Origin of the sequence: Bradyrhizobium sacchari (assembly GCF_002068095.1) — a bacterium.
Classification (GTDB): domain Bacteria; phylum Pseudomonadota; class Alphaproteobacteria; order Rhizobiales; family Xanthobacteraceae; genus Bradyrhizobium; species Bradyrhizobium sacchari.
In genome coordinates this window covers 94,039-106,840 of record NZ_LWIG01000022.1, presented here as the reverse complement: position 1 = coordinate 106,840, position 12,802 = coordinate 94,039, and the positions used below count along the sequence as shown (strand labels likewise).

13 protein-coding genes are annotated in these 12,802 nt (G+C 63.2%); 5 read left to right on the top strand and 8 right to left on the bottom strand.

What is annotated here, in order from left to right; all coding sequences use genetic code 11:
- Positions 1-149: 149 nt before the first annotated feature.
- Positions 150-1,595 (bottom strand): IS1182 family transposase, encoded by a 1,446-nt coding sequence (locus tag A5906_RS23610; RefSeq protein ID WP_136615447.1) that lies wholly within the window; start codon positions 1,593-1,595, stop codon positions 150-152.
- A gap of 779 nt (positions 1,596-2,374) precedes the next feature.
- Between A5906_RS23610 and A5906_RS23605 the strand changes: the two genes are divergently transcribed.
- On the top strand, positions 2,375-3,517 hold the full coding sequence (locus A5906_RS23605) for a YncE family protein (RefSeq protein WP_245326870.1): 1,143 nt from the start codon (positions 2,375-2,377) through the stop codon (positions 3,515-3,517).
- Between the two features lie 412 nt (positions 3,518-3,929).
- On the opposite strand, the gene A5906_RS23595 is transcribed toward A5906_RS23605, so the two are convergent.
- The 3 genes from A5906_RS23595 to A5906_RS23585 all read right to left on the bottom strand — a co-directional run bounded on the left by A5906_RS23595 (position 3,930) and on the right by A5906_RS23585 (position 6,058).
- Complete coding sequence (locus tag A5906_RS23595; RefSeq protein WP_136615446.1) at positions 3,930-4,136, bottom strand: hypothetical protein; 207 nt, start codon at positions 4,134-4,136, stop codon at positions 3,930-3,932.
- A 92-nt stretch (positions 4,137-4,228) separates the two neighbouring features.
- A complete protein-coding gene (locus A5906_RS23590; RefSeq protein ID WP_080137685.1) occupies positions 4,229-4,999 on the bottom strand; it encodes a sulfite exporter TauE/SafE family protein in 771 nt (256 codons plus the stop codon).
- Between the two features lie 183 nt (positions 5,000-5,182).
- Positions 5,183-6,058, bottom strand: coding sequence for an outer membrane protein (locus A5906_RS23585; protein WP_210189983.1), 876 nt, complete (start codon positions 6,056-6,058; stop codon positions 5,183-5,185).
- Between the two features lie 390 nt (positions 6,059-6,448).
- Between A5906_RS23585 and A5906_RS23580 the strand changes: the two genes are divergently transcribed.
- Positions 6,449-7,345, top strand: coding sequence for an AraC family transcriptional regulator (locus A5906_RS23580; protein WP_161495422.1), 897 nt, complete (start codon positions 6,449-6,451; stop codon positions 7,343-7,345).
- A gap of 45 nt (positions 7,346-7,390) precedes the next feature.
- Here the strand turns inward: A5906_RS23580 and A5906_RS23575 are convergent, their stop codons facing one another.
- From A5906_RS23575 to A5906_RS23560, 4 genes are read right to left on the bottom strand one after another with little or no spacing between them, the layout of a single operon-like run.
- Entirely contained in the window at positions 7,391-8,659 is a 1,269-nt protein-coding gene (locus A5906_RS23575; protein WP_080137682.1) for a CCA tRNA nucleotidyltransferase, read from the bottom strand.
- Positions 8,660-8,669: 10 nt separating this feature from the next.
- On the bottom strand, positions 8,670-8,933 hold the full coding sequence (locus A5906_RS23570) for a DUF6111 family protein (RefSeq protein ID WP_080137681.1): 264 nt from the start codon (positions 8,931-8,933) through the stop codon (positions 8,670-8,672).
- Positions 8,930-9,613: a CoA pyrophosphatase gene (locus A5906_RS23565; RefSeq protein ID WP_080137680.1), complete on the bottom strand. Its 684-nt coding sequence runs from the start codon at positions 9,611-9,613 to the stop codon at positions 8,930-8,932. Before A5906_RS23565 ends, A5906_RS23570 begins: the two co-directional genes overlap by 4 nt.
- Positions 9,610-10,221, bottom strand: a complete 612-nt coding sequence (locus A5906_RS23560; protein WP_080137679.1) for a DUF1285 domain-containing protein — start codon at positions 10,219-10,221, stop codon at positions 9,610-9,612. Before A5906_RS23560 ends, A5906_RS23565 begins: the two co-directional genes overlap by 4 nt.
- A 263-nt stretch (positions 10,222-10,484) precedes the next feature.
- On the opposite strand from A5906_RS23560, the gene A5906_RS23555 reads away from it, so the two are divergent.
- The 3 genes from A5906_RS23555 to A5906_RS44860 form a co-directional block, all read left to right on the top strand.
- Complete coding sequence (locus A5906_RS23555) at positions 10,485-11,483, top strand: AAA family ATPase (RefSeq protein WP_080137678.1); 999 nt, start codon at positions 10,485-10,487, stop codon at positions 11,481-11,483.
- The gene (locus tag A5906_RS23550; RefSeq protein WP_080137677.1) at positions 11,483-12,427 is read left to right on the top strand and encodes a DUF58 domain-containing protein; all 945 of its coding nucleotides are present in this window, start codon (positions 11,483-11,485) and stop codon (positions 12,425-12,427) included. Before A5906_RS23555 ends, A5906_RS23550 begins: the two co-directional genes overlap by 1 nt.
- Positions 12,424-12,802: BatA domain-containing protein (locus A5906_RS44860; protein WP_245326869.1), on the top strand; the 379-nt coding region annotated here is incomplete at its 3' end. The genes A5906_RS23550 and A5906_RS44860, both read left to right, overlap by 4 nt.

The window sequence follows — 12,802 nt, the reverse complement described above, 5'->3', positions numbered from 1 at the left end:
GGGTCTTGGGTGTGTGCAAACGGATAGGTCGGCACGCGGCCGTGATTCCAATCGTTGCAGGCGGCCGATGTCTCGCGTCGGAGCGTCCAATGACCGGCCAAAGTGGGTATCGCGGCGGGATATTGCGCTTTTGGAGGCCTTTCCGGCCTTCAGGCGGCGCGGATGGCTGCAATCAGGCTCGGTTTGCCGACGATGTTCATCACCCGCGTGAGGTTATAGGCGAGAACATGCAGCGCCATCTCAGCGGCGACATTCCGTAGCCGCTTCGTCAGGAAGTGGGTCGCACCCATACGGGCTTTGATCGTGCCGAAGGGATGCTCGACTGTCTCGCGCCGCCTCCGCATGGCGTCGGGATCGGAATCGAGCCGTCTCTGGACCTCCTCGACCACATGCTCATGCTCCCAGCGCGTGATGCGACGCTCCTTGGACGGCGTACATTGACTCTTGATCGCGCAGCCTTGGCACGCCGCTGTCGACCAGTAACGGCGCAGCGTCATGCCATGCTCGATGTTGGTGAAGTGATACGGCAGCAGCTGACCGGATGGGCAGCGGTAGACGTCCTCATCAGGCAGGTAGGCGAAGTCCTGTTTGCCGAACCGGCCCTCCGCCTTGGCGTTCGACGTCATGGGCTTGGGCAGCGTGACTGCAACGCCAGCCTCTTCGCAGGCCAATATCTCCTCTCCGTCGAAGTAGCCACGGTCGGCGACCGCCTCGAGTTTGTCCACTTCGAGCACTTCTTTGGCTTGCTTCGACATCCGAGCAAGCTGCCCACGGTCGTTGCCGACGTTTATAACCTCATGCGTAACAATCAGATGGTGTTCGGTGTCCACCGCGACCTGAACATTGTAGCCGACCACACCCGATCCGCGTCCGCTGGTGGCCATCGAACGGGCATCTGGATCGGTGAGCGATATCTGTTGATCCGGCGTGTTGCGCATCTGCGCATCAAGCACTTCCAGGCGGCTCATCTCCTGCTTCAGCCGAGCGATCTTTTCCTTGATCCTCGTCGTCTTGATGCTGATCGCTTCCGATGGATCCTGCCGATCGGCGCTATCGAGTTGACGCAGATATCGACCGACGCTTTCCTCGATCTGCGCCATCCGCCTCGCGATCTTGGCATGCGTGAAGTTGCGATCGCGGTTGTTCACTGCTTTGAACTTGCTGCCATCGATTGCGACGCTTGGGGTCTGCAACAGGCCCATTTGCCGGCATAGCGCAACGAACTTCGCACAAACCTTCCGGATCGCCGCGCCATTATCCTTCCGGAAATCGGCGATCGTCTTGTGATCGGGAGCCAGGCGCCCGATCAGCCACATCACCTCGACATTGCGGCGCGCCTCGCGTTCCAGGCGGCGACTGGATTGCACCCGATTGAGATAACCGTAGATGTAAAGCTTCAGAAGGACTGCTGGATGATAGGAAGGTCGGCCCGTCTCCTTCGCGATCACACGCTCGAATCCCATTCCATGCAGGTCGAGCGCCTCGACAAACACATCGATCACATGGACCCCGTTGCCCTCGTCTACCCAATCCTCCAGACATTCCGGCAAGAGCGTCAGCTGGGATCTGTCCGCGCCTTCAACGAAGCGTCCCATCCGTATCCCCCATTAGGAAACGGAGGAATCGTAACCGACTCGTGGCTTTTCACACAGCCAGGGTCAAAATGCGAAGAACTCAAGCTGAGCAAATCTCGTCCGCTCTGCCGCAACGAGCGGACCTCCGCCAGCCGACGCGCAACTTCGCTGATGGGCCATAACCGTACAGCAAGTGCGCTATCCATCTTTGGATTGATCGTGAGCGATCTGCATCAAGCAGACACTTACACGGGCACCTTCGGCGTAGCTGATGCTCGGGTCGATTGTTTGGGCGATAAGCCGGACTTCATCGACCATCGCCCCGCGCGCTCCTCGTCCCCGCACCCCATAACTTGCCGAAATTTCCGCATGAGGTGGCGATCCAATGATATTTGACGAGCCACGGGATCAAGTTCCTCCCCCGAGCGCATCGGTAGTCGTCTAATCGGTGAAGGCTCGCGCGCCGCTTTCGGTTCGCCAAGTGAATTGCTCTTGAGAACGCCCCTTTGGGAGTTATCGTCTGTCATAGCCGCAGGCTCCAAAGGCAACGAAGTCCCAGACGGATCGAAGGTGAGACGAACTTAGCAGTGTTGATGACCGCATTGGGTCAAGTTGAGAAAAGCTCAACGCGAGCAATTCGCGCCGCTGAACCCACCGTAGCTTCGCCGATGGTGCACGTGGTGGACACCAACTAGCGCATGAACGGTTCCCAGCGTAAGCTGCCAGCATCGGCCCCGAAGAGGCCGAGTGTATTTTGGGAGGACGCCGAAATGTCAGCTAGCCGCACCGTGAGCCCCTCATTGGCGACCGCGATCCTGCTGGGTACGAGCCTTCTTAGCTCTGTGCACGCAAAGCCGCTTATGATCGTCGGCCTCGACGAGAAGCTGTTATGGGACGACAACGGCAAGCCGATCCTAGCCGCGCCGGGCAAGGACCAGGTCCTGATCGTGGATCTCGCAGCCCCCGAGAGCCCGAAGATCATCGCTTCTCTGCCGCTCAAGAACTCGGTGGTCGGACCGCCGGTGAACGTTGCGATCGGTCCAACCGGAACAGTCGCGCTCGTGGCTGACTCCGTCGATGTCGTCAAGGATGGTGACGCACCAAAGCAGGTCCTGGACAACAAGATCTACGTGATCGACCTGCAGGCCAACCCGCCTAAACTGGCTGCCACGCTGACCGGTGGAAAACAACCCTCAGGGCTGAGCTTCAGTCCAGACGGCAAGATGGCGCTGGTCGCCAATCGCGGAGACAACTCAATCAGTGTCCTTTCGATAGACGGTAGCAACGTGAAGATTACTGACACCGTGGCGATGCCCGATAGCGTATCGCACGTGACATTCACGCCCGACGGTAAGCGCGCGCTCGTCGCCCGCTTTCCTGCTCACAAGATCTCGTTGCTGGACATCGCCGGCGACAAGGTGACCTATAGAAAGATAGACATGCCGACCGGCCAGTGGCCCTACAACGTCGCGGTAGCACCTGGCGGCAATATCGCGCTTACTTCCGACAATGGCAACGCAGGCGCGTCGGACGGCAGCGTCGACACAGCAAGTGTCATTGATCTCGAGGCCAATCCGCCGCGCATCATCGATCGCGTGGTGGTTGGCGATGGACCAGAAGGACTAGCCATCAGCCCCAAGGGCGACGTCGCCGTCTCTGTCATTCTCCGCGGCTCCAACATGAAGAACGCGTACTTTTATGAAAGGAACGGCAGCATTTCGGTGCTGAAGATTGATGGCAAGAAAGTCACTAAGATCCAAGACATCGAGGTCGGTGGTTTGCCAGAGGCCGCGGTATTCACGCCTGATGGCAAATACCTTCTCGTCGGCAATTACCTAACACAGGACTTCTCGATATTGAAGGTCGATGGCGCCAACGTAACGGATACGGGCAAGCGCTTCCAGGTGCCGGGCCATCCAGCCTCAGCTGGTATGGGACCGTAGCGGCCCCTTCGCTGGATTTGAACGCCAAGTAACTTGGTGCATGAGTTTAGCCGGCCGGTTCGCGACCGCATCTATGGGCGTCGATCGTCCAGGGCCGCTATGGGTCAAAGGATGCCAGCGCAGCTCCACGACGATATTCCGCTCAACTCTCGAAAGCGGGCAGTGCGCGGCCGAGGAGCGGAAGTCAGCCCAGGGCCAGGAGCGGAAATCGTAACGCTCTTTGTTATTCTTGAAAGAAGGATTCACCGTACCGCTCGACAATGTAACTGCGTGGTGGCTGCCCGATATCGACCACATGTTGGGGTCCAAAGATGACTTGGCTCCCCGGGCGTAGCGTCAAGTTCTCGGCATGGCCCGGATCGCTGTCGAGAACTCCGAGATAGCCGTGCTCTGTCTTCGTCTTGACGATCACCTACATTCGATCAACGCCTCGACCGATGATCTGGCCTTTCTCCTTCGTTTCAATATCGAAGAGCAACTTTGCAGCGTCTCCAGGCGACAATGAATGCCGCTCGGCTAAAGGCGGCAGCTGAAATGTCCCCGGATAGGCCAGAGCTCGCTCTTCGGCGGAGATCAGCGCCCATCCATTCGCTGGGATCGTCGGGCCTAATTCACTCATGTCCATCCTTCGGGTTGGACCCGCGAGCCGACATTGTCAGTGCGAGATTCGATCCACGGTTCAAGCGCGAACGCCAACCGCGCCGCGATCATCTACGCTAGGATTTGCCTCGCCGCAGCCGAGATCATCACCAGCCCGCCGGTGATAACGGCAACGTCGAGGATCGCGGCGTGGATGTGCACCGGCATCCGCTCGACGAAGGCTTTTGCAAGGAACGCGCCGGGGATCGCGATGCCGCCGATCAGGAGCGCGAAGGCGAGCACCTGCGCGGTGACGGCGCCGGCGAGGCCAAACACCGAGATCTTGATGAGCCCGGTGCCGAGCGAGATCATCGCGTCCGTCGCGATCACGGCAGCGCCCTCCAGGCCCGCGGCCATCAGGAGCGAGAGCAGGATCACGCCGGAGCCCGAGGTGCCACCGACCAGCACGCCGTAACCGACCGAGCCGGCGGCAAGGCCGGTGTCGCCGATCCTGACCTCGCGGCTGCGGAGCACGCGGCGCAGCGGCACGCTGAGGATCAGCATGGTGCCGATCACGAGGGCCGCGCCGGCATTGGTGAGGCGCGTATAGCCGTAGGCGCCGAGCGCGGTCGTCAGCGCAGCGCAGGCGAGCACGATCAGCGCGCGGCGGCGGTCGGCATAGCGCAAATAGGCGACGACGCGGCTCGCATTGGTCAGCATCGCGGAGATCGCGATGATCGGCACCACGGGCTCGGCGCCGACCAGCGGCACCAGCACCAAGGGCATCAGGGCGCCGGTGCCGTAGCCGGCGAGACCACCGATGATCGAAGCAAACAACGCCATCAACGCGACCAGCAGGAGCTGAAGTATCGAGATGTCGGCGAAGCCTGAGACGATGGTCACGATGTCCCGTTGCGGCTGACGCGTGCCGCAGCTTGATCGGCGATGGAAGCGAGTACGGCTCCCTCTAGTGGAAAATCGGCCGCAAGCCAAGCGTCCTCGGCGAGTGTCAGCACATGTCCGACTTCACATTTTCTCAAGCAGGCGGCCGCCGGATGGGGCGCAGCTTCGGTCGCCCCGGGTGCGTCAAAACCGTAAGTTCATCCCCATACGAACGATGTCGTAAGCGTTGCTGAACTTGACATTGACGAAGCCATTGCCGGTCGCCGGGCTCTGCACCGTCAGCTTCACATTCTGGTCGCCGAGGTCGATGTGCAGGTATTCGGCCTTGATCGTGACGTTCGGGAGCACTGCGTATTCAAGGCCGCCTCCGGCCGTCCAACCGACTGAGGTCTGCGACGATGATCCTGCGAGGCAGGTCGTGAAGCCGGGACAGATAATACTTGTGACGAATCCGGCGCCGACGTTCCAGCCCATCGGACCAATGATCGAGATGGCAGCCTGTGCCTTCGTTCCACCATAGGCGAGGCCGCCTGTACCGAAAGCGAGGAGGCGGTCGTTCAACAAGTAGCCGATCCGGCCGCGCAGGGTGCCGTACCAGTCGAGTTGATGGGAAGAGGCGGCCGAGAGCGTAACGCCGCCCTCATCGGGCGCCTTAAACAACGCATCGCCCTTGATGTTGGCGTATTGCAGGTCGGCTTCGAAACCCGCGACCCATTTGCGCTCGATCTGCCAATTGTAGCCAATCTGTCCGCCACCTGTGAAGCCGGAAGCGCGAAGCGATTGCCGGTAGGTCGGATTGGTCGCTTCTGGGCCCGCTTGCAGCGAACCTATCGCCAGATTATCGGTGAACACAGTGCCCGCACCACGGCCGACACCCGTCACTGGATCGGCGAGGGAATCGCCGGTGTAAGCCGCGCTCTCGTCTTGCCAACCATAGCCGGCATTCACGCCACCATACCATCCGGTCCAGTCATAGACCGGGACGGGCTTTGCCTTCACCGGCAGGTCGGCAGCCGCTGCCGGCGACAGCATCATGCCTGAAGCGACAACAGCGGCCACGATCAATCGTCTCATGCTTAGAAATTCCCAACAATTCCATCGTTCAGAAAGACTACCGAGTCGCGCTTGGGTCGTCTTGTCCGCGAAGGTGCTGGGCTTGATCGAAACGGTACGGCGCCAGGATCGCTGGCGAATGTGATTTCGGCGCAACGGTCGGCAGCCGAAGTCTTGATCTATCCGGCATTGAATTTGACCGGGAATGCACGGCGGTCCGCTTTTGCATCACATCGGTGGACAGGTGGCCGGATGCCTTTCACGCGGCCTCATGATACCAATGGAACCGGTGCGCGAGGATCGTGGACGGATATGCCAAAGGTAGAGTTTTCATCGGACCAGCTTCCATCCCACTTGAATGACAAGGCCCGCTTCCGCCTGTGGCACGACATATGGATGGAGCAGCTCGGCAAGGCCGACATGAAGCACGCCGAGGACAAGCCATTCCATACCTCCTCGAAGAATGTCCTTCTTGGCGAATTGAGCGTCGGCCGGTTTGCCACGACGACGGGGCACTACGTGCGCACGCGCAAGCACGTGGCCAATGATCGCGACGACATTTTAGTCGGTTTTTACCGCAGCCCCCAGCCGCAATTATGGACCGCGGGAAACCAGGGGCTTGACCTGAAGCCGGGAAGCGTCGTCGCCTTCAACATCGCCCAACCGGTCTCGAGCTTTACGAACGGCCTCACGGCATGGAATCTGGCATCCATACCTCGTGCGCAAATTCTGAAACTTGTTCCGCATGCCGATGCTCGTTCGGCAATGTTGCTCGACCCAGCCAATCCGGCGGTACGGCATCTGGAGCGTACGATCAATTTTCTCCTTGAAGCCGATGAAGTCTGCGAAGACCCGGCGTTGACGCGGCACGCCCAGACCATGCTCCGAGATCTGATCGTGTTGGCGCTCGGCGCGCGCGGCGAGGTCGCGGAGATCGCGGCGGAACGCGGCTTGCGCGCCGCGCGACAGCGCGAGCTGATCGCGATCATCGAGAAGCGCTTCGCCGAGCCGTCTCTGTCGATCACGACCATCGCGGATGCCCTTAATCTGTCGCGCCGCTATGTCAGCGATTTGCTGCTCGAAAGCGGCGCCACATTCTCCGAGCGCGTACTCGAACTGCGCTTGCAGAAGGCGCGGGCAATGCTGTCGGACGTTCGCCACGACGGCACGAAGGTGAGCGACATCGCCTTTGCCTGCGGCTTCAATGAAGTGACCTACTTCAATCGCCGCTTCCGCAATCTCTTCGGCTGCTCACCGACGCAGTATCGAATGGGGACGAACGATCGTAGCTGAGATTGGTGAAGGTCGCGGAGATATCGGCGAAGCCTGAGACGATGGTCAATTTTTCCCGTCGCGGCTGACGCGTGCCGCAGCTTGGTCGGCGATGGAGGCGAGCGCGGCTTCATCCAAGGGAAAATCCGCCGCAAGCCAGGCGTCCTCGGCGAGCGTCAGCACATGCCCGAGCGCGGGCCCTTCGGCCAGCCCGCGCGCGATGAAATCGGCGGCGCGCAGCGGGAATTTCGGCGCAGTCCAGCGCTGTGGCAGCTCGGCAAGCGCGCGCCAGCGCGGCGAATGCACCTCGCCGGCGGCGCGCGACCAGCCGAGCAATACGCGATCGTGATAGCGCTCGGGGCCGAGCCGGTAGAGCAGCCGCCGCGCATTCGCCTCGTCCTTGGTGGCGAAGCGCCACCAGCGATGGCCCATCGAATCCAGCGCCTTGGCCTCGGCATTGGAGAGCCGCAGGCGCGCGGCAACGCGCTTGGCGTCCTCGGTCACGGCGACCGTCAGCGCGGCGAGGCGCCGCGTGCTGCTGGCGGGAAGGCCGAGTTCGCGCTCGATCGCGATCATCGTGGTGAGCGGCCCGGTATAGGCGACGCCGCCGATCAGCGTTTGCAGCAATCCGCCGTCGGCCATGGCCAGCACGGCCGCGGAGGCGCGAGCTGCCACCAGCAGCTTCAGCATCTCCATGCGCACCCGTTCGGCCGACAGGCTGGCAAGACCCGCCCGTCCACGGATGCAGGCGAGATAGCCGTCGCGGTCAGGTTCACCCACCCCAAAGGCGGCGTGGATGCGGAAGAAGCGCAGGATGCGCAGGAAATCCTCGGCGATGCGCTGGTCGGGGTCGCCGATGAAGCGCACGCGGCGCGCTTTGGCATCCGCAATGCCGCCGACATAGTCGTAAACGACGCCTGCCGCATCGACCGACAGGCCGTTCATGGTGAAGTCGCGCCGCTCGGCGTCCTTCACCCAGTCGCGGCCGAACGCGACCTTGGCCTTGCGGCCGAAGGTCTCGGTGTCCTCGCGCAGCGTCGTGACTTCGTAAGGATGGCCGTCGATGACGAGCGTGATGGTGCCGTGCTCGATGCCGGTCGGCACGCTCTTGATGCCGGCGGCCTTGGCGCGCCGGATCACCTCCTCGGGCAGCGCCGTGGTCGCGATGTCGATGTCGCCGGGCACGAGGCCAAGCAGCGCGTTGCGCACGGCGCCGCCGACCACCCGCGCCTCCTCGCCGTCCGTGTTGAGCAGCCGCAGCACGCGCGCGGTCCCGCCTGCGGTCAGCCAGGGCGCATCGGCAAGGATCGGCGCAAGGATCGGCTCCGCGCTCATCGTCGAGATCCTATCTTTCCGTGCCCGGCACGAACTTGCCGTTCTCGATATGGGCGGGAACGTAGGTCGAATCCGGTCCGCCGCCGGAGAATTGTGCGAGGCCAACCAGGCCCACGATCACCAGCGCGAGCGCAACCAGGACGAGGCGGGAGACGATCGTGACCGGCCAGGACGTTTGCACGAACAGGCCGGAACGGGTCGCGGCCAGGAACAACGCATAGACGGCAAAGGGGACGAGGAAAATTCCGATCTCGGTCAGGACCGGCCGGATCATGACGAATAGATCCGCTCATACAGCACACGCAGCATTCCGGCCGTCGCTCCCCAGATGTAGCGCTCCGCGAACGGCATCGCGTAGTAGAAGCGCTCCATGCCGCGGAATTCCTTGCTGTGCAGCTGGTGGTTCGCCGGGTTCATCAGGAAGGATAGCGGCACTTCGAACGCATCATCAACCTCGGAATGGTTGATGGTGAGCGCAAAGCCGGGCCTGACCCTCGCGACCGTCGGCAGGATGCGGAAGCCGAAGCCGGTGCCGTAGAGGTCGAGATAGCCGATCGGCTCGACGAAGTCTCTGGACAGGCCGACCTCCTCCTCGGCCTCGCGCAACGCGGCATCGAGCGGGGACGCATCGGTCGCGTCGATCTTGCCGCCTGGAAAGGCGATCTGTCCCGCGTGATCGTTGAGATGGGCCGAGCGCTGCGTCAGCAAAATGGTCGGCTCGGGATGGTCGACCACGGCGATCAGCACCGCTGCGGGGCGCACCGGCTGCTCGCGTGCGATGATCTCCAGCATCTTGTCGGTGCCGGGATCGCCGGAGGCCGGGATGATGTTGGGATCGTAGAGGCCGGGCGGCACGTCGAAGCCGAGCCGCGCCCTGGAGCGGGCGAAGAAATCCATAGCTCCCAGCGCGACGGGTTCGCGCTCAGGCTCGCTATTGGGGATAGGCTTGTTCAAAGCGCGGCCCTCACCTGCTCCGCGTCGGCCATGGCGAAGAATTCGCCGGCCGACTCGACGCCGAACATCGGCTGGCCATCGACCATCCGCTCCTCGCCCATGTCAACCAGATCGTAGTAGAGCGCACGGGCCACCTTGGCCCAGAGATCGGCGCGGACGTGCAGATAGGGCGTCAGCCCGCCATCCGCCGCCTGCTCGAAGCGCAGCCGGTGCGCGGCATCGCAGGTCACCCAGTCGTCGACATTGGTGCGGAAGCTCAGCACGCGATGGTTGTCCTCGCCGCTCCTGAGCATTTCGACCGCCATGAACGGCGCGTCGTCGACGCGGATGCCGACCTTCTCCACCGGCGTCACCAGGAAATGCTTGTCGCCTTCGCGCTTCAGGATGGTCGAGAACAGGCGGACGAGGGCGTGACGGCCGATTGGCGTCCCCATGTAGAACCAAGTACCATCGGCAGCGATTCGGATGTCGAGATCGCCGCAAAACGGCGGATTCCACAGATGCACCGGAGGCAGGCCCTTTCTGGCGCCTTCGGCATTGGCAGCACTTTTGGCGGCGGCAGTCAGCCCCTCAAGACCGCGATCGGCACTCTGCCCTTGGTTCGCCATGGTTTGCCCGGACTTTGTCATTTGGCACGATTGGTGCAGGTCTACGTTGCAGATTGGTGCTCGGTTCCATCCCGGAAAAGTCCGGTGTGGAGGTCGCCACTTCGTGATGCCCTACATACCCTTAAGCCGATAAGGTGGGGATAGGTTAATTCAACGAATACATGGCCTTCCTGCAAGTCTAGCATAGGGCCCATGTGATGGCGTGACGACGCAGGAAAGTGGCGACGCAAGCAAGCCGCATGGCCGGCTGAAGGAGCGAGCGAATGGCGGAGAGTGTCGAGAAACTCGAGGACGGAATCGTTCGTTCAGCCGAGCAGGTGTCGGCCCAGATTCGCGCGGCCAAGGACGCAATCGCATCCGTCATCTTCGGCCAAGACCGCGTCATCGAGAACACGCTGGTCACCATCCTCTCGGGCGGCCATGCACTGCTGATCGGTGTGCCGGGCCTTGCCAAGACGAAGCTGGTCGAGACGCTCGGCGTCACGCTCGGCCTCGACGCCAAGCGCATCCAGTTCACGCCCGACCTGATGCCGTCGGACATCCTCGGCGCCGAGGTGCTGGACGAGAGCACCGCGGGCAGGCGCGCCTTCCGCTTCATTGCCGGTCCCGTGTTCGCGCAGCTCCTGATGGCCGACGAGATCAACCGCGCCAGCCCGCGCACGCAATCGGCTCTGCTGCAGGCGATGCAGGAGCAGCACATCACCGTCGCCGGCGCACGTCACGATCTGCCAAAACCATTCCACGTGCTCGCGACGCAAAACCCGCTGGAGCAGGAAGGCACCTATCCGCTGCCCGAAGCGCAGCTCGACCGCTTCCTGATGGAGATCGACGTCGACTATCCCGACCGCGAGGCCGAGCGCCGCATCCTGTTCGAGACCACCGGGGCCGAGGAGACGCTGGCGAAGGGCTCGATGAGCGCGGATGCGCTGATCACCGCGCAGCGGCTGGTCCGCCGCCTTCCGGTCGGCGATTCCGTGGTCGAGGCGATCCTGTCGCTGGTGCGCTCGGCCCGTCCGGGCGAGGAGAGCGGCGAAGCCGGCAAGTTCATCGCCTGGGGCCCCGGCCCGCGCGCCAGCCAATCCCTGATGCTCGCCGTGCGCGCCCGCGCGCTGATCGACGGACGCCTCGCGCCGTCGATCGACGACGTGCTCGACCTTGCCGAGCCCGTGCTGAAGCACCGCATGGCGCTGACGTTCCAGGCGCGCGCCGAAGGCCGCACGATTCCGGACGTGATCCGGCAATTGAAGACACGGATCGGTTGATGGCCGCAGAGACCGGGCACACAGCGAAGGAGATCATCGCGATCCGACGTGCCGATGGCGAAAGCCGCACGCTCGCCGCTTCGCTGCCGCGCCTGGTGCTGGAAGCCCGCCGCGTTGCCGCCAACGTCATCCACGGCCTGCACGGCCGGCGCCGCGCCGGCGCCGGTGAGAATTTCTGGCAATACCGCCGCTTCGTCTCCGGCGAGCCGGCGCAGAACGTCGATTGGCGCCGCTCGGCGCGCGACGACCATCTCTATGTCCGCGAGCTCGAATGGGAAGCCTCGCACACGGTATGGATCTGGCCCGACCGCTCGCCGTCGATGGCGTTCGCCTCGAAGACCGCACGCGAATCCAAGCTCGAGCGCACGCTGATCGTCGCCTTCGCGCTGGCCGAGCTGCTGGTGTCGGGCGGCGAACGCGTCGGCATTCCCGGGCTGATGGCGCCGACAGCGAGCCGCAGCGTCATCGACAAGATGGCGCAGGCGATGCTGCATGACGAGGCCGACCGCCTCAGCCTGCCGCCGTCCTTCGTTCCGTCCGCGCTCGCCGAGATCATCGTGCTGTCTGATTTCTGGTCGCCGATCTCCGAGATCAGCGCGACGCTGGCCGGGCTGTCCGGCTCCGGCGCGCATGGCACGATGGTGCAGGTCGTCGATCCCGCCGAGGAATCGTTCCCCTATTCCGGCCGCATCGAGTTCGTCGAGCCCGAAGGCTTCGGCGTGATCACCGCCGGCCGCGCCGAGAGCTGGGCGCAGGACTACACCGCGCGGCTCGCGCTGCATCGTGACCAGATCCGCGCCGAGACCTCGAGGCTCGACTGGCTGTTCACGACGCACGCGACCGACCGCTCCGCCGCCGAGCTGCTGCTTTATCTGCACGCCGGCATGCAAGTGAGCAAATCGGGCGCGCGCACCACCACCATCAAGGCGGGGCCGGCCGCATGATGGGATTGCCGCTCGCTTTCACCGAACCGCTGCTCCTGATCGGGCTCGTCAGCCTGCCGGTGCTGTGGTGGCTGTTGCGCGTGATGCCGCCGCGGCCGCGCCGGATCGAGTTTCCGCCGACGCGCCTGCTGTTCGACATCGCTCCGCGCGAGGAAACACCCTCGCGGACGCCCTGGTGGCTGACTGCGCTCCGCCTTTTGGCTGCGGCCCTCGTCATTTTCGCCGCCGCCGGGCCGATCTGGAATCCGCAAACAGGCCTCGCCGGCAGCAAGGCGCCGCTGATGATCATGCTTGACGACGGCTGGAGCGCGGCCTCGAGCTGGGACGTCAGGGTCAGGGCCGCCGACGAATTGATCGCCAACGCCGACAACGACC

Excerpts from the sequence above, each read along its gene's own strand:
- A5906_RS23550 (WP_080137677.1), top strand. The coding sequence starts at position 11,483 with ATGGCCGCAGAGACCGGGCACACAGCGAAGGAGATCATCGCGATCCGA.
- A5906_RS23560 (WP_080137679.1), bottom strand. The coding sequence starts at position 10,221 with ATGGCGAACCAAGGGCAGAGTGCCGATCGCGGTCTTGAGGGGCTGACT.
- A5906_RS23575 (WP_080137682.1), bottom strand. The coding sequence starts at position 8,659 with ATGAGCGCGGAGCCGATCCTTGCGCCGATCCTTGCCGATGCGCCCTGG.
- A5906_RS23580 (WP_161495422.1), top strand. The coding sequence starts at position 6,449 with ATGGAGCAGCTCGGCAAGGCCGACATGAAGCACGCCGAGGACAAGCCA.
- A5906_RS23595 (WP_136615446.1), bottom strand. The coding sequence starts at position 4,136 with ATGAGTGAATTAGGCCCGACGATCCCAGCGAATGGATGGGCGCTGATC.
- A5906_RS23570 (WP_080137681.1), bottom strand. The coding sequence starts at position 8,933 with ATGATCCGGCCGGTCCTGACCGAGATCGGAATTTTCCTCGTCCCCTTT.
- A5906_RS23555 (WP_080137678.1), top strand. The coding sequence starts at position 10,485 with ATGGCGGAGAGTGTCGAGAAACTCGAGGACGGAATCGTTCGTTCAGCC.
- A5906_RS23610 (WP_136615447.1), bottom strand. The coding sequence starts at position 1,595 with ATGGGACGCTTCGTTGAAGGCGCGGACAGATCCCAGCTGACGCTCTTG.